The organism is Flavobacterium olei, assembly GCF_039749035.1.
In the GTDB taxonomy this organism is placed as follows: Bacteria; Bacteroidota; Bacteroidia; order Flavobacteriales; family Flavobacteriaceae; genus Flavobacterium; species Flavobacterium olei.
In genome coordinates this window covers 229,438-250,612 of the sequence record NZ_JBDKWC010000002.1, presented here as the reverse complement: position 1 = coordinate 250,612, position 21,175 = coordinate 229,438, and the positions used below count along the sequence as shown (strand labels likewise).

Annotated in this window: 19 protein-coding genes; 13 read left to right on the top strand and 6 right to left on the bottom strand. The window is 32.8% G+C overall.

From position 1 onward, the window contains the following. From mreC to rodA, 4 genes are read left to right on the top strand one after another with little or no spacing between them, the layout of a single operon-like run. The gene (gene mreC / locus ABEB31_RS05065; RefSeq protein WP_347050267.1) at positions 1–831 is read left to right on the top strand and encodes a rod shape-determining protein MreC; all 831 of its coding nucleotides are present in this window, start codon (positions 1–3) and stop codon (positions 829–831) included. Beyond that, entirely contained in the window at positions 824–1,330 is a 507-nt protein-coding gene (locus ABEB31_RS05060; protein WP_347050266.1) for a rod shape-determining protein MreD, read from the top strand. Before mreC ends, ABEB31_RS05060 begins: the two co-directional genes overlap by 8 nt. Then, positions 1,327–3,297, top strand: coding sequence for a penicillin-binding protein 2 (mrdA, locus tag ABEB31_RS05055; RefSeq protein WP_347050265.1), 1,971 nt, complete (start codon positions 1,327–1,329; stop codon positions 3,295–3,297). The genes ABEB31_RS05060 and mrdA overlap by 4 nt, the downstream gene beginning before the upstream one ends. A gap of 15 nt (positions 3,298–3,312) precedes the next feature. Beyond that, entirely contained in the window at positions 3,313–4,548 is a 1,236-nt protein-coding gene (gene rodA, locus ABEB31_RS05050; RefSeq protein WP_347050263.1) for a rod shape-determining protein RodA, read from the top strand. Between the two features lie 172 nt (positions 4,549–4,720). Here the strand turns inward: rodA and ABEB31_RS05045 are convergent, their stop codons facing one another. The 6 genes from ABEB31_RS05045 to xrtF form a co-directional block, all read right to left on the bottom strand. Then, positions 4,721–5,404: a DedA family protein gene (locus tag ABEB31_RS05045; RefSeq protein ID WP_347050261.1), complete on the bottom strand. Its 684-nt coding sequence runs from the start codon at positions 5,402–5,404 to the stop codon at positions 4,721–4,723. A gap of 132 nt (positions 5,405–5,536) precedes the next feature. Beyond that, a complete protein-coding gene (locus ABEB31_RS05040; protein WP_347050260.1) occupies positions 5,537–5,878 on the bottom strand; it encodes a heavy-metal-associated domain-containing protein in 342 nt (113 codons plus the stop codon). Positions 5,879–5,931: 53 nt separating this feature from the next. Beyond that, positions 5,932–7,938 carry a TonB-dependent receptor plug domain-containing protein gene (locus ABEB31_RS05035; RefSeq protein WP_347050258.1) on the bottom strand — a complete coding sequence of 669 codons (2,007 nt, stop codon included), beginning with the start codon at positions 7,936–7,938 and terminating at the stop codon, positions 5,932–5,934. Positions 7,939–8,056: 118 nt separating this feature from the next. After that, positions 8,057–8,455 carry an HYC_CC_PP family protein gene (locus ABEB31_RS05030; RefSeq protein WP_347050256.1) on the bottom strand — a complete coding sequence of 133 codons (399 nt, stop codon included), beginning with the start codon at positions 8,453–8,455 and terminating at the stop codon, positions 8,057–8,059. Positions 8,456–8,501: 46 nt separating this feature from the next. After that, positions 8,502–8,948, bottom strand: coding sequence for an exosortase F system-associated membrane protein (locus ABEB31_RS05025; RefSeq protein WP_347050255.1), 447 nt, complete (start codon positions 8,946–8,948; stop codon positions 8,502–8,504). After that, on the bottom strand, positions 8,938–9,474 hold the full coding sequence (xrtF, locus tag ABEB31_RS05020; RefSeq protein ID WP_347050254.1) for an exosortase family protein XrtF: 537 nt from the start codon (positions 9,472–9,474) through the stop codon (positions 8,938–8,940). The genes ABEB31_RS05025 and xrtF overlap by 11 nt, the downstream gene beginning before the upstream one ends. Before the next feature lie 71 nt (positions 9,475–9,545). Between xrtF and ABEB31_RS05015 the strand changes: the two genes are divergently transcribed. The 9 genes from ABEB31_RS05015 to ABEB31_RS04975 all read left to right on the top strand — a co-directional run bounded on the left by ABEB31_RS05015 (position 9,546) and on the right by ABEB31_RS04975 (position 21,146). Next, on the top strand, positions 9,546–10,001 hold the full coding sequence (locus tag ABEB31_RS05015; protein ID WP_347050253.1) for a GAF domain-containing protein: 456 nt from the start codon (positions 9,546–9,548) through the stop codon (positions 9,999–10,001). A 32-nt stretch (positions 10,002–10,033) separates the two neighbouring features. Beyond that, positions 10,034–10,684, top strand: coding sequence for a toxin-antitoxin system YwqK family antitoxin (locus ABEB31_RS05010; protein ID WP_347050252.1), 651 nt, complete (start codon positions 10,034–10,036; stop codon positions 10,682–10,684). 111 nt (positions 10,685–10,795) lie between these two features. Then, positions 10,796–11,737: an energy transducer TonB gene (locus ABEB31_RS05005; protein WP_347050251.1), complete on the top strand. Its 942-nt coding sequence runs from the start codon at positions 10,796–10,798 to the stop codon at positions 11,735–11,737. A gap of 98 nt (positions 11,738–11,835) precedes the next feature. Beyond that, entirely contained in the window at positions 11,836–12,102 is a 267-nt protein-coding gene (gene rpsO / locus ABEB31_RS05000; RefSeq protein ID WP_042566099.1) for a 30S ribosomal protein S15, read from the top strand. A 175-nt stretch (positions 12,103–12,277) separates the two neighbouring features. Beyond that, a complete protein-coding gene (locus ABEB31_RS04995) occupies positions 12,278–14,413 on the top strand; it encodes a polyribonucleotide nucleotidyltransferase (protein WP_347050250.1) in 2,136 nt (711 codons plus the stop codon). 182 nt (positions 14,414–14,595) lie between these two features. Next, the gene (locus tag ABEB31_RS04990; RefSeq protein ID WP_347050249.1) at positions 14,596–15,336 is read left to right on the top strand and encodes a hypothetical protein; all 741 of its coding nucleotides are present in this window, start codon (positions 14,596–14,598) and stop codon (positions 15,334–15,336) included. Continuing rightward, on the top strand, positions 15,337–18,117 hold the full coding sequence (locus tag ABEB31_RS04985; protein WP_347050248.1) for a TonB-dependent receptor: 2,781 nt from the start codon (positions 15,337–15,339) through the stop codon (positions 18,115–18,117). It begins immediately after the preceding gene. A 3-nt stretch (positions 18,118–18,120) separates the two neighbouring features. Next, the gene (locus tag ABEB31_RS04980) at positions 18,121–19,350 is read left to right on the top strand and encodes a DUF4249 domain-containing protein (RefSeq protein ID WP_347050247.1); all 1,230 of its coding nucleotides are present in this window, start codon (positions 18,121–18,123) and stop codon (positions 19,348–19,350) included. A gap of 11 nt (positions 19,351–19,361) precedes the next feature. Next, a complete protein-coding gene (locus ABEB31_RS04975; protein ID WP_347050246.1) occupies positions 19,362–21,146 on the top strand; it encodes a hypothetical protein in 1,785 nt (594 codons plus the stop codon). Positions 21,147–21,175: the final 29 nt, after the last annotated feature.

Sequence of the window (21,175 nt, the reverse complement as noted above, 5' to 3'; positions counted from 1 at the left end):
ATGCAGCAAATTTTTAATTTTATTATAAGAAACAGTAATCGATTGCTGTTTTTGCTGCTTTTAGGTATTTCGTTAGGGCTCGCTGTTCAATCCCATTCTTTCCATAGAAGCAGAGTAATCAGTTCTGCAAATTTCCTTAGCGGAGGTGTATATGAAAGAATTAATCGTGTTAACGAATACTTGAATTTAAGAGCTGAAAACGACGAACTTGTACTTGAGAACGCAAGATTAAAAAGTCTTTTATTTAATAAAGAAGACACTACAAAAGCACCTTTACCCGATTCTATCAAAGGGGTAAAACCTGCTGATATCATTGTATCTAAAGTAATTCACAATTCATATAACACCCATGAAAACTACATCACTTTGAATTCCGGAAGTAATGACGGAGTAAAAGAAGATATGGGAGTGATCAACAGTTTAGGAATTATTGGAGTTGTGGACAATACTTCCCCACGCTATTCTACTGTGGTGAGTATATTGAATATGAAGTCCCGAATTAACGCCAAGATTAAAAAATCTAATCACTTCGGATCTTTAACATGGAATGGAAAAAGTACAGGTTTTGCACAACTTGAAGATGTTCCAAGATTAGCGTCTATTCGTAAAGGAGACACTATCGTTACAGGAGGACAATCTTCTATTTTCCCTGAAGGTATTAATATTGGAACAGTTGAAAATATTTATCAAAAAGAAAACACTAGTTTTTATGTTATCAGAGTTAAACTTTTTAATGACATGACAAACTTAGGACATGTTTATATTATCAAAAGTAAAGACAGGGAAGAGATTATTAATTTAGAAAACAAAAGCAAGGAAAAGAATGAGTAGCGCTGTATTACTAAATATTTTTAGATTTATTATGCTGCTGGCAATTCAAATCGTTATTTTTAATAACATGAATTTCCTGGGATACATAAGTCCTTTTCCATACATTTTGTATATCATTCTGTATCCTGTAAACAGTAATAAGGCAGGTTTAATTATTTCAAGTTTTTTACTTGGACTAACGATGGATATGTTTTGTAACTCCGGCGGAATACATGCCACGGCATGCGTCATTTTAGCCTATTACAGACCCTATATTTTCAAATTCTCTTTTGGATTAAGTTATGAGTATCAAACTATAAAGCTAAACGAATCATTAACTCCTGAACGATTTTCTTTTATTTTGGTTTCGGTTTTAATGCATCATATTGTATTATTTGTTTTGGAGGCATTCCAGTTCAAATTTATCTGGGACATTTTATTACGGACATTATTTAGTTCTATCTTTACCATAATCACTTCAATAATAATAATTTATCTTATTAAGCCCAATAAACGATGAGAAAAGTTCTGCTGCCCACAATAATTATTATTGCAGCATCTTTGCTACTGATCAGGATCTTTTATCTCCAGATTATCGATGATTCCTTTAAACTGAAATCTGAGAATAATGCGATAAAAAAAGTTTATGACTATCCGGAGAGAGGGTATATCTACGATCGAAACGGAAAACTTCTTGTTGCGAATCAGGCGTCTTATGATATTATGGTTATTCCGAGAGAAGTAAAAGAAAACCTCAACATTGCTGAATTTTGCGCTCTTTTAAATATTACTCCGGAAGATTATCACAAACGTATTGAAAAAGCTAAGGTTTACAGCCCGAGGCTTCCTTCTGTATTTTTATCGCAATTAAATAAAAGTGAATTTGCTGCTTTTCAGGAAAAAATCAGAAAATATGAAGGCTTCTACTTTCAAAAAAGATCACTTCGTGATTACGAAGTAGATTACGGTGCAAATATTTTTGGTTTTATTACACAGGTAAACGAAAAGCTAATTGCCAAAAATCCGTATTACAATAGTGGGGATTTAATTGGTCAGCAAGGCGTTGAACAAAGCTATGAAGAGATTTTACGCGGAATTAAAGGTGTAAAATACATTCAAAAAGATAAATACAACCGTGAGATTGGTTCATACAAAGAAGGTAAATATGATACGATTGCCGTAGCAGGAGAAGATATCAATATAACTATTGATGCCGAACTTCAAAAGTACGGTGAAGAATTGATGATCAACAAAAGAGGAGGCATCGTCGCTCTTGAGCCTAAAACAGGAGAGATTCTGGCATTAGTTACTGCACCTTCTTACGATCCTGGTATTATGGTGGGGCGACAAAGATCTAAAAATTATACACTTTTATATCGCGATTCTATAGCAAAACCATTGTATGACAGAGGACTTTTGGCCGAATATCCTCCAGGATCTCCTTTCAAAATCTTAACCGGATTAGTTGCACTTCAGGAAGGTGTAGTAAACGAACAGACTACTTTTATGTGCCATCATGGTTTTAGTTACGGAGGAGGACGCTTTATGAAATGTCACGGTTTTGGTCCACACCAATTACACAACGGAATTTATAATTCCTGTAATACATATTTTGGTCAGGCTTACATGCTAACTATTAATAAATATGGCAACCCGGGCAAAGCTGTAGATGTTTGGAGCGATCACGTAAAAAGTTTTGGATTAGGACAGTTTATGGGTTACGATTTACCAACTGGAAAAAGAGGTAATATTCCAACTTCTAAAACTTATAAAAGAATTTATCCTAACGGAGGATGGAGAAGCTCCACAATTGTATCTAATGCAATTGGCCAGGGAGAGGTTTTAATGACTCCAATTCAGCTGGCCAATATGATGGCAACAGTTGCGAACCAGGGTTATTATTATACTCCTCACATCATCAAAAAAATTGAAGGAGAAAAAATTGACAGTAAGTTTACAACAAAACATGTTACTACTATTGATCAGAAATATTTTCCACCAGTTATAAGTGGTTTGTTTGATGTTTATAACAAAGGTACTGCTTATGCCCTTCGTGTAGAAGGTATAGACATTTGCGGAAAAACAGGAACGGCTGAGAATTATGCCAAAATTAATGGTAAAAGAGAAAAGCTTAAAGATCACTCTATATTTGTGGCTTTTGCTCCAAAAGACAATCCAAAGATAGCCATTGCAGTAATGATTGAAAACGGAGGTTTTGGTGCAACTGTTGCAGGACCGATTGCGAGTTTGATGATTGAAAAATATCTGAGAAAAAAAATTACCAGAACCGATTTGGAAGTACGGGTATTAAATAAAAGCTTACTTGCAGAATATGCTAAGCTTGGCGGAATAAGCGAGGCCCTCAAAATCGAATCTGTACCTAAAGATTCTGTTTTACAAGCCAAAATTGTTAAACCAAAAGCACCTGTAACAACTCCGAAACCAGAAGTTAAGAAAACAGCAATAGACACTACTAAAAAGAACTAAGAAAGATTATTTCAAATGAAAAATCAAAGTGTAAAAAATAATATCGACTGGATATGTGTCTTTATCTACATTGCGTTGGTAACTTTAGGGTGGCTGAATATTTATTCGTCTTCATTGTTATCAACAGACCGAACTTATGAAAAGCAGCTTATATTTATCTGCTGTACCATTCCATTGATATTTGTTGTACTTTTTGTAGACGGAAAGTTTTACGAAAAATATGCGAGTATTATATTTGGTGTAGCATTGTTATCTCTTGCAGGTCTATTTCTTTTCGGAAAAACAATTGCCGGACAACGATGCTGGTATGCAATCGGAAGTTTTACGTTACAGCCTTCAGAATTTGCAAAAGCTGCCACTTCTTTAGCGTTGGCCAAATATTTAAGTGATACGCAAATAAATTTAAAAGAAACCAATAGGCAGATTCAGGCGCTCGCCATTATGCTCTTACCGGTAATACTCATTTTACCGCAACCCGATCCCGGAAGTGCGCTAATTTATAGTGCATTTATACTCGTACTATATAGAGAAGGATTACCATCATGGTATGTATGGACAGCGTTTATTACTATTGTTCTTTTTGTTCTTACGCTTATATTAGAACCATACGTCGTTATTGCAATTGCTTTTGCGGTGTTGGCCATTATCCATTTTAAAGGTCGTGCTGTAGATCGCAATATAATTCTTAGCGGTATTTTACTGGTTTTAATTTCCGGCTTTGTATTTTCTGTTGATTATGTTTTTGACAACGTTTTTAAACAACACCACAGAGATCGTTTCAATATATTACTTGGTAAATCTGTAGATATGAAAGGTATCGGATATAATACCAATCAATCTGAAATTGCAATCGGTTCTGGCGGATGGATTGGGAAAGGATTTCTCGAAGGAACACAAACAAAAGGTGGATTTGTACCCGAACAACACACCGATTATATCTTTACAACGGTTGGCGAAGAATGGGGGTTTGCAGGATCTCTAACTGTTATTGCTCTTTTCGTAGGTTTATTGTTAAGGGTAATTTATTTAGCAGAAAGACAGAAAACCAAATTTAGCCGGGTTTATGGTTATTGTGTCGCCGGAATTCTTTTTATCCATTTCTTTGTAAATATTGCAATGGTTATTGGAATTTTTCCGACTATTGGTGTTCCCCTGCCCTTCTTTTCTTATGGAGGTTCGGGACTTTGGGGCTTTACAATTTTACTATTTATCTTTCTTAAAATGGATGCTAATAAAGTGAATGAATGGTAAAATCTGAGGTCTAAGTTTCAAAGATGCAAATTGTAAGGTTTCCTTTGAGGTTTAAAATCCTAGATAACTTCGTAATAGGGTTCTAGTTAATAATAATTTATTACTCATTATAAATACAAAAAGTCCGAAGTTTATAACTTCGGACTTTTTGTATTTATAATTCCAGATATTTTTAAATATTCTCGCTTGGTCTCTTTTTTAATAGTTTTACTAAAACGGGGAAAGTGGAGATGATAACGATTATTATTATAATATATTCTATATGATGTTTTAAGTCTATACCAAAATTATCTTTAAATACTCCATATAAATAATGACCGGCAAAGATTAAAATGAATGACCACAGAAATGAACTTAATACATTAAAAAACATGAATTTCTTTTTGTCCATTGAAACAATTCCTGCAATAATTGGCGCAAATGTTCTGAAGATTGGAAGAAAACGAGCATAAATTATTGCTTTTCCGCCGTATTTTTCAAAGAAATCTTTAGATTGCAGTAAGTATTTTTTCTTAAACCAGAAAGAATCTTCTTTTTTAAACAAATAATAACCACTTTTTGCTCCGAACCAGTACCCCGTCATATTACCCAGAACACCCATAACAGCAACCAAAGTTGCAAGGAGTAAAACATTTAAAAAATCGTTTGGTATAAATAAAATATTCTCAATTAAATCACGACTGTAAATACCTGCTAAAAAAAGTAAACTGTCTCCCGGCAGAAAAAAACCTGCAAAAAGCCCTGTTTCAGCGAAGACTATAAACAGCACAATAAATAACCCAATCTGAAAACCTCCAATACTTAAAGTAATATAAAATTCAGGGTTTATTAACTGGGTCCAATCAAAATTATTCATAAAACGAGTTGGTTATCTTTATAAGTGGTGAAAGTAACAATTATTTACTTTAACCACAATAAAATGCGGTATTTTAAACATAAATTAACTATTAAAAAAAGCCCAAACATACCGTTTGAGCTTCTGGTAATACTATTCTCTCACATACTTACAACAGCTGTGAAGATTGTCATAATCGGCAGTTGTTGCTTTAACTTCCTTAGTATCATGACCTGCTTTTGCAATTGCATTATTCAAATCTAAAGGTGAAGATTTTTCTTCGTTTAAAATAACCGAAAGCTGATGCGAACTTATATCCCAGTTTGCTGTTTTTACTCCCGGAACAGCAAAGGCAGCTTTTTCAATTCGCTTTTTACATTGCTCGCAGTTTCCGTTTACTTCTGTTGCATATTTTAAGTTTTTGTTCTTTTTGGTTTGAGCCTGGGCTGAAAATCCTAAAAAAACCATTATCGCTATTAGAACTATTTTATTCATTTTATATATTATTAATTATTATTAAAATTTATTTTAAAATTGATATTGGGCCTTTATTTGATTTTAAAACGCAATCCCGCGTAATACATTTGACCGAAAATTGGAGCATACGCAATTGACGCATCAAAATTAGGTCCAAAAGGATCGTTGGCTCCTAAAATTGCTTTTTCCTGTTTGTAATTCCCAATATTTTCTCCTCCTATATATACTTCAAAAACAGGAGAAATAATACGTGTTATTTGTGCATTCATAATGCCATAAGATGGTGAAAATTCGGGAAACTGATCTTGCGCCGGATTAGATGCTGTATAAGGCAATTGCTGTTTTCCCGACCAGTTGTATGTAAAATCAAACTTCCATTGCCTGTCATTATTAAGCGTTGTTTCATATTCTAAATTTCCTAAGAAACGGTGCTTCGCCTGAAGCGGGCGCTGGAATGTACCTCGCAAATAGTGGGTCTGAATGTCGTAATACTTATAAGCGGTTCTTAAATTCAGATTATGGATTAGCTCATAATTGAACTCAACCTGAAGACTATTGGCAAACGAACTTCCTTTTAAATCGTAAAACAATGCCTGCTGTGGGCTTTGCATGAGATCTACAACGGCCTGATTTTGAAAATCTGTTCGGTAAAAGTCAAAACCTGCATCTGCATTTTTATGAAAGAGTTTGAATTTCTGAGAAAAACTTACACCGTAATTCCAAGCAATCTCCGGATTTAAACCATATATTTTTCCGTTGGCATCTAAAACTGAAAAGGTTCTCGAACTTGCAAAAAGCTGTTGGTTTTCAGCAAAAATATTAGCAGAACGTTTTCCTCGGCCGGCAGAAAAACGCAATACCGCATTTTTCCATGGATTGTAGCGCACGTGCAAACGAGGCGTAACAAAAAATCCCAGACGATTATGATTGTCGACTCTGCCTCCTAAAATCAAACTAAAATTATCGGTATTGTCATACGTATATTCAAAAAAGGCTCCAACTGAGTTGTCAATTCTGCTTACATCTGTAAGATTTACAAATTCCTGATATTGATCGTAAGAAAAATTCAGGCCAGTTGTGAACTTATGCATCGTATTATTGATAATCGAATTGAATATCAAATTAGAATAAAAACTATTTTGCTTTATATCGTATTGATTTAAACCAAAATAAGAATCCTGTTTATGAGTATTAAAGGCATTTTGAAACCCAATACTCTGATAAGGCATATCTTTAAAAACATACCCAATTTTTGTAGAAACATCAAAACGTTCCGTATTAATTTCTGAGCCCCAATATTTAGTTGTGCCACGATCACGATCTTTATCAAAATCAAGTTCTCCTGTTTGCTTTTTATCATTCATGTACCGGAAATTAATAAAACTAACCACACCGCTTTCGGGATTATAATATTGATATCGATTTAAAACATTAATCTGTTTTCCTAACGGATTATCCAAAAATCCGTCATTGTTCATATCGTTTTTAGCGACACGCGTATTTCCGTGAACAAACAGACTGGTTGCCCATTTATCTGACAATTTTTTATTGAAATGCGTGTTCAGTTCAAAACGGGAATCTGTCGAACCATAAGCATTCAGAAAAAACGGAATATCATTTAAAGGTTTTAAAAGCTCAGTATTAATTTGACCGGAAATACTTTCGTAGCCGTTTATAACACTGCCGGCACCTTTGGTAATCTGTACACTTTCGATCCAGGTTCCCGGAGTAAACGATAAGCCATATGCCTGAGAAGCACCACGAACGGAAGGAATGTTTTCTTCTGTTATCATTAAATAAGGACTTGTTAAACCAAGCATTTTAATTTGCTTTGTTCCGGTTAAGGCATCAGAGAAATTAACATCAATTGATGGATTGGTCTCAAAACTTTCGGCGAGGTTACAACAAGCTGCTTTGAGCAATTCTTTACTGGTTATCACAGAAGTATTTGCTGTTACGGTTAAGGATTTTTTAATTCCTTTTTGCTTTTTAGTAATTTTTACTTCTTCTAAATCTTCTTGCGAAAAGACAGAAACAGAAAGCAAAAATGCCATAAAAAGCATTATATTTTTTTGCATAAAGATAATTTTAATGTTGAATAGAAATCACATTTTTTAAAGTTCGTACAGGGCACAAACCATTAAAAATGTAAATACAAAGCCTTAATCAAGACCTGCATTGCATTCTAACATTAAATCAGGAATAAAAAATATACTGACTGTATAATTTAAATAGTGGCGGCGCATTCGCATCTGCGTAATACGAAAGAACTTCTTTCTTTTTAAAATTTGGAAGTTCTAAGAAAACTACAGGATTGTAATCTTGTTTTACTGCCGTGAAAGCAAACTGAAAAAAGAAGAATTTGATTGTAGCATTATCTGACTTTTTTTCAAAATGTACAACCTTATCCTTACAACAAGAGTTTTTCTTTTCTTTTGAACCACAACATTTTTTTTCAACAATAGGTTCGGCAGTAGTTTTTAAGGAAACCGAAGCGATAGAACCTCCGCAATAATGTACATCAAAAGCAAAACCGATATTGGAAACCAATAGCAGTATAGCTAAAAAAAGGCCTGTACATTTTTTCAAATTCATATTGCAAAATTATTCAAAAAGAGCCGAATAAAAACTAAAATAATTGTTATTTTTTTGAATTTTGAAGCTGATAATAAAATCCGGGAATAAATAACAGCACCAAAAGAGGCTGAATAATAAATCTTCTTACATAAAAAAGCAACCAGCTCGCGTGCTCAAAAAATTCAAAAATGACAAAAAATGCTGCAAAAAGTGCAATCAAAAATAAAATATATAGTATTAAGCTAAATTTTAAAATGTCACGATCCTGAAACAAAGCATAAATCAAACACAGAGACAGTACCGAATTTAAAAAGTAACGAAAAAAAAGACCCAGAAAAAGTTTCAGTTTTTCAACCTGAGGATAAGGTAGTGAATGAAAATCTGCTTTAAAATAATCCAGAAAAGGATCATAAAATAATTGCCTCTCGAAACTTCTGATCAATGCAAAACATATTACAACAATTAAAGCAGCAAAGATTTTAAATTTATTCTCTCTTAATTTATTTAGCATATTTAGAAAATCTATTGATCCAGAAAACCCATAAAGCAAACACGTATCCGTAAATAATCAACGGAAACAAAATATTATGGAGAAAGTTAGTTTGCTTTGGAAAATTATAAACAAGGACAACCAAAAGCGCAATTCTAATGATATTTAAAATGTAAATAGAGACAAGTCCTAAAACTATAAAAATGACTGTTTTTTTAAAATTTCCTGAAAAAGCTGCAACAAAGGAAACAAATAGTATCATGACACTTACGGCATTGCAGCCTTCCGTAACTTGAGCTATATAGATGCCATTAAGAAGAATGTCCATCCAGGGATTTTGTGAATTTTTCTGAATTATGGCTTCATAATTAAAGGCACGTAATAATTGCTCAGAATTTCTTCCAACAAGTAATGTGATACTATCAAGATCCTCAGCCTGATAACTATTTAAATAGAACTTATAAAGCAGAGTGAGAACAATATATGTCAGAAAAAAAATGCTGACAAAAATCAAAAATGGCTTAAACTGGACTAAATATTTTTTCAAGAGATTTTTTTTTCAAATTTATGTATTTTTTGAGTTTAGCTTTAAATACTTTTGTAATAAAATTAAATATCATGACATTTCAGGAATTACAACCAAAAATAAGCATTATTATTACTGATAATCAAACAAATAGAGACGAAAAATTATTAGCTATCTGCCAGCTTTTAAACGAAAATATCGAATATTATAACTGGGTGGGCTTTTATTTTGCCAATCACGACACCAAAACTTTACATCTTGGACCATACGTTGGAGCAGAAACTGATCACACCGTAATTCCGTTTGGAAAAGGAATTTGTGGACAAGTCGCAGAAAGCAACGCTAATTTTGTTGTTCCCGATGTTAAGGCACAGGACAACTATATTGCCTGCAGTTTTACTGTAAAATCTGAAATTGTAGTACCTCTTTTTGTTAACGGAATCAATATAGGCCAAATTGATATCGACAGTCACGTTATTGATCCTTTTACAGAAGAAGATGAAAGATTCCTGGAATTTGTAAATCAGGAAGTTGCTAAATTATTTTAGAAGAACTATTTTTAGTGTCTAAATAGAACTGAATGAAAAGAAACATCGTCCTTTTTTTGCTTCTGATGATTTCAGTTAATCTGTCTGCGCAAATTAGTATGGTTTCTAAAAAGATATTTTTAGATTCCCTAAATCGTGAATGTAAACCCGAAAATCAACTTTATACAAGAGTAATTACCAATTATTCTCAGAAAAGTGTACGTTATGTTGTGACTGACTTCTATAAAAACGGAAGGAAGAAAATGACGGGTTCTACTTTAGATCGCGACATTCTAAAAAAAGACGGAGAGTTTATTTATTATTATAAAAATGGCACAAAAGAGTCGGTTGTAGATTATACTGACGATCACAAATCGGGAAAGGAAATAAATTGGTACGAAAACCAGAGTAAAAAATCGGAGAAACAGAATATCTGGAATCCTAAGACCAAAACTGTTCAGACATTGATTCTTAATTTTTGGAATGAAGATAAGGAGCAAACAGTGCTGGATGGAAATGGCGAATATGAGGCAACAGAAAATTCTATAACCGAAAAAGGAATTCTTAAAAATGGTTTAAAACAAGGAGTTTGGCAGGGAACTGATTCGATAAATAAAATTACTTTTACCGAGAATTACGATAAAGGAGTTCTTTTATCTACAACAAAGTCTAAAGAAAGCTCGAAAAAAATCGTCAAAAATTAAAATCAAAACAACCAAAATCTTATATAAGATTTGAAAATTTGTTAATAGTAGAAACTTGCTGAGCTGTATTAAAAATACTACTTTAGCATCATCTTAAACGCTTTTTCTTCTATGAAAACATTTTTACGTCTGATCTTTTTGATTTTAATTTCCGCAAAATCATTCTCTCAAAATACCGCCGTAACAAATAAATTGATTTACCTCGATTCTTTGTGGACGCCCAGCAATGAGGACAATTATAAATATACCAGACTTATAGAAGCATATTATACTGATAAGGAATCTTATGTATATAGAGATTTCTACAGATCCGGAAAATTGAAATTCATTGCTATTACTTTAGATAAAGATGTAATAATAAAGGACGGACAAGCAGTTTCTTATTATGAGAATGGAAATAAAAAATATACAGTAAATTATGTAAAGGATAAAAAATCAGGAAAGGAATTTAGCTGGTATGAAAATGGAAATATAAAATCTGAGATTGATTATCCTGAAGAAAAAAAGGAGGAGGAAGGAAAAATCAACAACTTTTGGAATACCGAAAAAGAAAGAATAGTTGCGGATGGAAATGGATATTATTTTGATAAAAGTGAAACCAATGAGCAATCTGGTCAAATAAAAAATGGTGTACCTGATGGCACATGGACGGGAAAAGATTTTAAGAAAAAATCAAATTTTATTGAAATGTATAAAAATGGAGAATTAATTTCAGGACTCACCACCGATTCTCTGAATGTAAAACATTCTTACGGTACAAAATATCTTCGGCCAAGCCCAAAAAATGGTATGAGTTCATTTTACAGTTATATTGGAAAATCCATGCATATACCACTTGAAGTCAGAAATAAGGTTTCCGGAAAAATATACCTGACTTTTATAGTAGATGAAGAAGGGAATTTAGTAGAACCAAAAATAATAAAAGGTATTGGTTATGGTATCGATGAAAACGCCATTCAATTGATTAAAGAAGCAAAAAAATGGAATCCGGGCAAAATTAGAGGTGTCCCGGTTCGGGCTCTTTATAAATTACCAATAACAATTACAAAATAAGGAGCAATAAAATTTCTTTTTCGAAAAAAAAATTCTAATTTTGCACCCGTCTTACAAAAGTTGTATGACATACATAAAAATCATTAAATAATATTGGAATGTATTTAACTAAAGAAAAGAAAGAAGAGATTTTCGCACAACACGGTGGTGCAACAAACACTGGAAGCGCAGAAGGTCAGATTGCATTGTTCACTTACAGAATTTCACACTTAACTGAGCACTTGAAAAAAAATCGTCACGATTACAACACTGAACGTTCTCTTGTACTATTAGTAGGTAAAAGAAGATCTTTGTTGGATTACTTGAAAAAGAAAGAGATCAACAGATATCGTGAGATTATCAAAGTATTGAATATCAGAAAATAATCAATATAGAAAAGAGGTGCGAGAGTGCCTCTTTTTGTTTTTAAAATACACAAGTCTGAGAGGACTTGTTACAAGAAAAAAAGTTTGGTTTTTCATTGGGTTTTAGATTACAACAACTACACACAACAACTACAACACAACTAAAACCCATTGTATAATCAAAAAGGAAAAAATTATGATTCCACAATTATTTGTAGAAAAAATCGATTTAGGTGATGGCAGAAGCATCACAATCGAGACAGGACGTTTAGCAAAACAAGCTGATGGTTCTGTAGTAGTAAGAATGGGAGATACGATGATACTTGCAACGGCAGTTTCAGCACGTACCTCAAACCCAGGCGTTGACTTTTTACCATTAACGGTAGATTATCGCGAAAAATTTGCAGCAGCTGGTCGTTTTCCAGGAGGTTTCTTTAAAAGAGAAGCTCGTCCAAGCGACAGTGAAGTATTAACAATGAGATTAGTAGACCGTGTTTTACGTCCGCTTTTCCCAGACGATTACCATGCAGAAACACAAGTTATGATTCAGTTAATGTCTCATGACGAAGAAGTTATGCCAGATGCTTTAGCTGGTTTAGCAGCTTCTGCAGCATTAGCAGTTTCAGATATTCCATTTTACAACCTAATTTCAGAAGTTCGTGTTGCACGTATCGACGGGAAATTGGTTATAAACCCAAGCAGAGAAGATTTAGAAAAATCAGACATCGACATGATGATCGGTGCTTCTATGGATTCTGTTGCTATGGTTGAAGGTGAGATGAAAGAAATTTCAGAAGCTGAAATGATCGAAGCAATTAAATTTGCTCACGAAGCAATCAAAGTTCAGATTCAGGCACAATTACGCTTACAAGCAGCTTTTGGAAAGAAAGAAATTCGTACTTATGAAGGTGAGAGAGAAAACGAAGAAATTTATGCAAAAGTAAAAGCAGCTGCATACGATAAAATTTACGCTATTGCGAAAGTTGGATCTGCTAAACATGAAAGAAGTGCTGCGTTTGCTGAAGTAAAAGAAGAAGTAAAATCTTTATTTACCGATGAAGAGTTAGCTGCTGATGGTGATTTAGTTTCTAAATATTTTTACAAAACAAACAAAGAAGCTGTTCGTAACGTAGTATTAGAATTAGGCGTGCGTCTTGACGGTAGAAAAACAACAGACATCAGACCAATCTGGTGTGAAACTGATTATTTACCGAGAGTTCACGGTTCTTCTTTATTTACACGTGGAGAAACTCAGGCTTTGGCTACAGTAACTCTTGGAACTTCAAGAGAAGCTAACCAAATCGATTCTCCATCTGAACAAGGTGAAGAGAAATTCTACTTACACTATAACTTCCCTCCTTTCTCTACTGGTGAAGCAAAACCACTAAGAGGAACTTCACGAAGAGAAGTTGGTCACGGTAACCTGGCTCAAAGAGCATTAAAAAACATGATCCCAGCAGATTGTCCTTACACAATTCGTATTGTTTCTGAAGTTTTAGAATCTAATGGTTCTTCTTCTATGGCAACAGTTTGTGCAGGAACAATGGCTTTGATGGATGCAGGTGTTCAAATGGTAAAACCAGTTTCTGGTATTGCTATGGGATTAATTACTGATGGTGAGAAATTTGCTGTATTGTCTGATATCTTAGGAGACGAAGATCACTTAGGAGATATGGACTTTAAAGTAACTGGTACGGCTGACGGTATTACTGCTTGTCAAATGGACATCAAAATTGATGGTTTACGTTATGATATTATGGAGCAGGCTTTGGCTCAGGCTCGCGATGGACGTTTACATATTTTAGGTAAATTAACTGAGACGATTGCTGAACCAAGATCTGATGTAAAAGCACACGCACCAAAAATTATTACCAGAACTATTCCTGGAAACTTTATTGGAGCATTGATCGGACCTGGAGGAAAAGTAATTCAGGAATTACAAAAAGCTACCGGAACAACTATCGTAATTAACGAAGTTGACGAGCAAGGTGTTATTGAAATTTTAGGTACAGATCCTGCCGGAATCGAAGCGGTTTTAGCAAAAATCAAATCTATTACCTTCAAACCACAAATGGGAGAAGCTTATGAAGTTAAAGTAATCAAAATGCTTGACTTTGGAGCTGTAGTAGAATACACTTCTGCACCAGGAAACGAAGTATTGCTTCACGTATCTGAGTTAGCTTGGGAACGTACTGAAAATGTTACTGATGTTGTTAATATGGGTGATGTTTTTGAAGTGAAATACTTAGGATTAGATCCTAAAACTAAAAAAGAAAAAGTGTCCAGAAAAGCACTTATTCCTAGACCTCCGCGTGAGGAGAAAAAAGAGTAATCAGATCTTAGTTTACTAAAGGTTTATTCATAGAAAACCCCAATTCATTTATTTGAATTGGGGTTTTTCGTTTTATTTAAAATAAATATTTTATTACAATTTAACATCTTTAACATGATTTTTATAACATTTTTTTAATACTTTTGAATTCAATCAATCCAAAAACAAAAACCACGTTTCCTTTGAAAAATTATCATAAAAAATCCATTTATCTTGTGATATTTGGCATACTGCTAAATATATCGTACATACAGTCACAATCTAATGAAAAATCTTCACTTTACGATTATTTTGATGAAGCAGTTGGAAAAGACAACTTAAATATTAATAACGGAATTGTACACAGCGAGCCATTTCGTCCGATTACAGGAAAGAACAGATATTATATCGAGGAATTCCAAATTGGCAATATTAGTTTTGAAGGGCAGATCTATTCCGATGTCAATCTAAAATACGACATCTTAAACGATCAGGTCATTTACAAACAAAATGGTTCTTCAGAAAACTTACCCATCAATTTAATTGTCGAAAAAGTTGATTACTTCTTTATAAAGAATAAGAAATTTGTCAATTTAAAAGCAGAATCCATTAAATTTCCTAGTATTATAAATGGAATACATGAAGAAGCTTACGTTGATAATTTATCACTTTATATTAAACATTTTAAGGAAAAAGTAAAAGTGTTTCAGAGCGATGGTATTTATTATAACTTCATTTATAAAAACAATTATATATTAAAGTACAATAATTATTTTTATAAGGTAGAATCTGAAAAAGATTTTAAAAAATTATTTCCCGATTTTAAAAAGGAAATAAATAGTTTTTACACCGCAAATAGAAAGTTAGAACGTTCCGACAAAAGCCAGTTTATGGAAAATCTAACAAAACAAATTAATGGTTTTCTAAGAAAAAGTTCTAATTAAATGAAAAAAATTACTCTTATACTCTTTTTAATCGCCTTTCAACAAATAATCAATTCTCAGGTAATTAGTGACAAAGTAACAGTTGAGTTCAAAAATGCGTCTATTAAAACTGCCATTCAGGATATAGAAAAAGTATCTTACTTTAAATTTTACTTTGATGAAAAATGGTTTGAAAACGATAGCACAATAATAAACAAACAATATAAAGACATTAAAATTGGTGAGGTTTTGGAAGATGTTTTTCAAAATACAAGTTTTAATTTTTTTATCTCCGAAAATAAAATTATCGTTACAAATAACAGCATAATTTACAGTCAGCTTCCCGACGATTATTTTGGTGGCTTTGTTGAAAGGGATGAAAATGGGCAAATTAACCCAATCTTTTATCAGCAATATGATTCTGTAAGAAAGACAAACTCCAGAAATCCGAATAAAAATGTGAGAGATCTTATTCTTATTGGAAAAGAAATCAAAAATCAGAAAAAGAAAACATATACATTATCAGGTTACGTTAGGGGAGAAAAAAACAATTCCGGACTCGCTAATGTCCTTGTAAAAATTCCAAATTCAGAATTTACAGCTTCTACTGACAAAAGAGGATATTACACACTACAAGTTCCAGCTGGTTTAAATGTTTTGGAAACTGAAACATTCTCCTATAACAAAGTCACTAAAAACATCATGGTTTATAATGACGGATCTCTAAATATCTCTTTAACAGAAAACATCAATCAACTTGATGAAGTTTTAATTAATACCAATAAAAGTAAAAGTGCAAAATCGGCAATTACAGGCGTAACAACAATTGATGCAGAAGGAATTAAAAACGTTCCGCTGGTTCTTGGCGAACGCGACATTCTTAAAGTCGCTCTCACCATGCCAGGGATAAAAACTGCCGGAGAAGGATCTGCAGGATATAATGTCCGAGGCGGAAAAGAAGATCAGAATTTATTTTTATTAGATCACGCTACTTTGTATAATCCCTCGCATTTCTTTGGTTTTTTTACTGCCTTAAATCCTTACACCACTAAAAAAGTTGATATTTATAAAGGAAGTATCCCTGCTGAATTTGGAGGGAGGTTATCTTCTGTATTTGATATTACGTCTAAAATTGGTAATGTAAATGAGTTTCAGGGCGAGGGAGGTATTGGTCCGGTAACCAGTAATTTAATGCTTTCAACTCCAGTTGTAAAGGGAAAATCAAGTTTGGTTTTCGGGGGAAGAGCTACTTATTCGGACTGGATTTTAAAAAGTCTTGATGAAGAAAATTTAAAAAACAGCCAGGCTTCTTTTTATGATTTTATTTTAAAATACAACCACAAAATCAATGTTAACAACGATATTGAATCTACACTTTATTACAGCCACGATAAGTTTAGCGTCTCCTCAGATTCATTATACAAATACAGCAATAGATTAGCTACTTTAAAATGGAACCATACTTTTAATGAGAAAAATAAAGGTTCGTTAATTGTAACTAATAGCGAGTACAAATTTAATATTGATTACCAGTCTAGCGGTATAAACAATTTTGATTTTGGCTATAAAATCGCTGAAACCCAGGCAATGCTGAAAATGAATTATTTTTATAATGACAAACATAAATTCAGTTACGGACTTTCTACAAAATTATATGGTGTAGATCCAGGATATTTAAATCCGACGAATCCGGAATCCAGTTTAATTCCGCTTGATATTGAAAAAGAACGGGGATTAGAATCTGCTGCTTATATTGGAGATAATTTTAAAATAAGTGATAAGTTTTTGCTTGATTTCGGTTTACGTTATTCAAGTTTTGCAGCTTTAGGAAAATCTATTCAACGTATTTATGAGGATAACTTACCTATTAGCGACGCAACTGTAATTGAAACAAAAACATATGGAAATAACAAAGTAATTAAGAGATATGGCGGACTTGAACCGAGAATTGCCGCACGATATTTTCTTTCTGATGATTTTTCTGTACGAGCAAGTTATGACAAAACATATCAGTACATTCATTTACTATCAAACAATACAACACAGTCGCCTACTGACATCTGGAAACTTTCTGATTTAAATGTGAAACCGGAAAGTGCTCAGCAAGTTTCGTTAGGCTTTTATAAAAATTTAAAAGGCGGAGATATTGAGTTGAGTTTAGAAGGATATTATAAAAAGTCTAAAAATATTTTAGATTATAAAGTTGGAGCCGAATTATTATTAAATGAAAATATCGAGACCGAACTTTTGCAAGGCGAAGGAAAAGCATACGGTATTGAAGTACTGTTAAAAAAACAAGTTGGAAAACTTAACGGATGGGTTGGATATACTTATTCAAGATCATTGATAAAATTGAACAGTCAGTTTAATGAAGAAAAAGTAAACGACGGAAAATTCTTTGCTTCTAATTTTGACAAACCGCATGATTTTAGTGCTGTTTTAAACTACAGAATTACTAAACGTTACAGTTTTTCCAGCAACTTTATCTATCAGACCGGGCGACCAATTACCTACCCTATTGGAAGATATGACTATGGTAACGAGCAATATACCGTCTACAGCGATCGAAATAAATTTAGAATTCCGGATTACTACAGACTTGATATTGGTCTGAATATTGAAGGAAATCATAAAATTAAAAAGCTAGCACATAGTTTTTGGAATATTTCGATCTATAATGTCTTAGGGCGTAACAATCCATATTCTGTTTTCTTTATTACAGACCAGGGTCAAATCAAGGCGTACAAAACATCTATTTTTGCTTATCCAATTCCTAGTATTACTTATAATTTTAAGTTTTAAATCATGAAAAAAATCACATATAAACTCTCTATATTTTTAATTCTCGCATTTGCATTATGCAGCTGTACAGAACAGTATGTTTTTCAAAATAATGATTTTGAAAGTGCCCTTGTAGTCGAAGGAACTATTACAAATGAACTTAAAAACCAGACGATACGACTTTCTCAGGTATATGAATTGGAAGAAACAGGTCCTAAACTCGAAAAAGGAGCAAATGTATCTGTTGCTGACGATCAAGGAAATGAATATCAATTTGAAGAGAAAGACACAATATATTCTTCAATAACGCCATTTAAGGCAGAACCGGGTAGAAAATATCAATTAAAAATAAGAACAAGCACTGGTAAGAATTATACTTCTGATGAACAAGTTTTAACTACCGAAACTAAAATAGACAATGTAACGGCAACGGTAGCAAATTTTAATGGAGAAAGAGGTGTACAAATTAATGTAAATAGCTATGACCCAACTAATACTTCAAAGTATTATCGTTACGAGTACAATGAAACTTATAAAATCATAGCTCCTTTGTGGGATTCAAGAGAAACAAATTTAGTAATTATCCCAGCTATTCCCGCAAATCCGATTGATGGAATTCCAGGATCTCCTGAAAGAGAAGATATAATAGTAAGTGCAAGAAAATACGAAACCCGAACTTGTTACTCCAGCAAAAAATCTAATGATATAATTTTAAACAGCACCAACAGTCAAAGTGATGATCGTGTGCATTTTCCAGTACGATTTATAAGTAATCAAAATTATATAATATCACACCGTTATAGTATTTTCGTAAAACAATATGTTCAAAATTTAGCTGCATTTACTTATTATAAAACCTTAAGAGACTTATCATCTTCTGGAGGAGTTCTTTCACCAAAACAGCCGGGTTTTTTCTATGGAAATATAAGATCTGTAGAAAATGCGACAGAAAAAGTAATTGGCTTTTTTGAAGTGTCTGCAGTTTCTTCTGAGAGAATCTTTTTTAATTATACTGATTTATTTCCAAGTGAACCGCTGCCTCCTTATTACGAAAGTGATTGCGCTGTCAGAGATTTCGTAGACTGCCTGGGCGATCCACCATGTAATGGGACACAATTACGTTCAGGAATTAGAAGCCGTTATTTGGTACATTTATCTTCTAATCCACCGTCAAATTATTTTATGGTTAAAGCTGCATGCGGAGACTGCACTTCATTTTCATCTAATATTGTTCCACCTTTTTGGATAGATTAATCTTATAATTCATGAAAAAACTTTTTATATATAAAACCCAAAGAATTAAGCATTTCATGTTTTTAATGATGGTGCTATTTCAGGGTTGCTTTATTTTTGCACAGAATCTTCAAAATAAAAATAACATTCCTACACTTTCAACTCAGGAAACTATTTTTATTCATTCCAATACTACAACTTTTCTAACCGGAGAAACTTTGTATTATAAACTATACTGTTTAAACCCACTAAACAATACGACAAGTCAAATTAGCAAGATTGCTTACATGGAACTTATTGACAGTGAGAAAAATTCACTTCTAAAAAATAAGGTTTATCTAAATAAGGGAATTGGCTCCGGTGATTATTTTATACCGACAACTTTAAAAACTGGCAGTTACAAAATTGTTGCTTATACAAAATGGATGCTCAATAATCCAAATTCTCAAAAGTACACCATTGATATTTTTATAATAAACCCGTTTCAGTCACAAGAAGCAAACAATAACATTACATATGATTTATATAATGCACAAAGAGAGGCAGCCACACCACAAATTTCAAATTTAAATGTAGTTAATGACAATAGAGTAGATTTTATTTTAGATAAGGAGACTTATTATACCAGAGAAAAAGTCAATATAAAATTAAAATCCTTAACCCAATCTATTCAAAAAGGAAATTATTCTGTTTCTATTAGAAAGACAGACCAAATACCCGCTTTCAGACAATTAACACCGTCAGAATTTGTAAAAAAAACAGCTGATAGCTATAGTAATTTTACTCCTACAACTTATTTGACATATGTGCCAGAATTAAGATCTGAGTTGATAACAGGAAGCATTACTTCAGGAAGTAATAAAGATGTAAGCAACAAATCGATTGCTTTATCATTACCTGGTAAAGATTATGTGCTAAAAATAGTTAAAACAAATAAGGAAGGTAAATTTGCATTTTTATTAGATCAGTTTCCCAATTTTCCAAATGCAATTCTACAGGTAATTGACGAAAATAAAGATGATTACACCATTTATTTAGACGGTTTTCCAAAATTTGATGCTTCGTCATTACAATTTACTTCAAAATTAAATTTATCTCCGAATTTAAAACAAGAGATTGAGGAAAGATCCACTGCAAGTCAGATTCAAAACGCATACTATCAAATTAAAAAAGACAGTTTAGTAACAGAAGCTGTTATGAATGCTTTTTTTAGCACAATCGAAAAAGCATACGTTTTAGATGATTACACGAGGTTTCCGACTTTAAAAGAAAATGTTGTAGAGGTGATTGTAGAACTTTATTATAGAAAAAGAAATGGCAAATACGATTTAAGAGTTAGAAACGACCATAAAGACTTGGAAATCTACGGTCCACCCTTAGTGTTGGTTGACGGATTACTAATTCAGGATCCGAGTGATCTCTTTGATTATAATATGGCAAACGTAAACAAGGTAAGCCTGATTACAGAACCATATGTTTACGGACCAAATTTATATGGCGGTTTAATTAGTTTTGAAACCAAGGACAATGAATTTTCAATTAATTATGCCAAAAAATATTTGAGGACAATGGAAATTCAACGTCCTAATCCAGAAAAAGTGTATAATAATCCGGATTACGAAGCCGGCAATAAACTGCAGCGAATTCCCGATTACAGATATCAGTTATTATGGAAACCAAATATCAAACTAGAGTCGGAAGAAGAAAATATATCATTTTACACTTCTGACATAAAAGGAAATTTTGACATTGTTCTCGAAGGATTTACTGAAAATGGACAACCTGTATATGTTTCCAAAAATATTACTGTAAAATAATTTTAGACTCTCAAAAATATCAAGCCCTT

What these genes read in the sequence shown, in the direction of transcription:
- mreC (WP_347050267.1), top strand. Translation starts at nt 1, where the DNA reads ATGCAGCAAATTTTTAATTTTATTATAAGAAACAGTAATCGATTGCTG.
- ABEB31_RS05060 (WP_347050266.1), top strand. Translation starts at nt 824, where the DNA reads ATGAGTAGCGCTGTATTACTAAATATTTTTAGATTTATTATGCTGCTG.
- mrdA (WP_347050265.1), top strand. Translation starts at nt 1,327, where the DNA reads ATGAGAAAAGTTCTGCTGCCCACAATAATTATTATTGCAGCATCTTTG.
- rodA (WP_347050263.1), top strand. Translation starts at nt 3,313, where the DNA reads ATGAAAAATCAAAGTGTAAAAAATAATATCGACTGGATATGTGTCTTT.
- ABEB31_RS05045 (WP_347050261.1), bottom strand. Translation starts at nt 5,404, where the DNA reads ATGAATAATTTTGATTGGACCCAGTTAATAAACCCTGAATTTTATATT.
- ABEB31_RS05040 (WP_347050260.1), bottom strand. Translation starts at nt 5,878, where the DNA reads ATGAATAAAATAGTTCTAATAGCGATAATGGTTTTTTTAGGATTTTCA.
- ABEB31_RS05035 (WP_347050258.1), bottom strand. Translation starts at nt 7,938, where the DNA reads ATGCAAAAAAATATAATGCTTTTTATGGCATTTTTGCTTTCTGTTTCT.
- ABEB31_RS05030 (WP_347050256.1), bottom strand. Translation starts at nt 8,455, where the DNA reads ATGAATTTGAAAAAATGTACAGGCCTTTTTTTAGCTATACTGCTATTG.
- ABEB31_RS05025 (WP_347050255.1), bottom strand. Translation starts at nt 8,948, where the DNA reads ATGCTAAATAAATTAAGAGAGAATAAATTTAAAATCTTTGCTGCTTTA.
- ABEB31_RS05015 (WP_347050253.1), top strand. Translation starts at nt 9,546, where the DNA reads ATGACATTTCAGGAATTACAACCAAAAATAAGCATTATTATTACTGAT.
- ABEB31_RS05010 (WP_347050252.1), top strand. Translation starts at nt 10,034, where the DNA reads ATGAAAAGAAACATCGTCCTTTTTTTGCTTCTGATGATTTCAGTTAAT.
- ABEB31_RS05005 (WP_347050251.1), top strand. Translation starts at nt 10,796, where the DNA reads ATGAAAACATTTTTACGTCTGATCTTTTTGATTTTAATTTCCGCAAAA.
- rpsO (WP_042566099.1), top strand. Translation starts at nt 11,836, where the DNA reads ATGTATTTAACTAAAGAAAAGAAAGAAGAGATTTTCGCACAACACGGT.
- ABEB31_RS04995 (WP_347050250.1), top strand. Translation starts at nt 12,278, where the DNA reads ATGATTCCACAATTATTTGTAGAAAAAATCGATTTAGGTGATGGCAGA.
- ABEB31_RS04985 (WP_347050248.1), top strand. Translation starts at nt 15,337, where the DNA reads ATGAAAAAAATTACTCTTATACTCTTTTTAATCGCCTTTCAACAAATA.
- ABEB31_RS04980 (WP_347050247.1), top strand. Translation starts at nt 18,121, where the DNA reads ATGAAAAAAATCACATATAAACTCTCTATATTTTTAATTCTCGCATTT.
- ABEB31_RS04975 (WP_347050246.1), top strand. Translation starts at nt 19,362, where the DNA reads ATGAAAAAACTTTTTATATATAAAACCCAAAGAATTAAGCATTTCATG.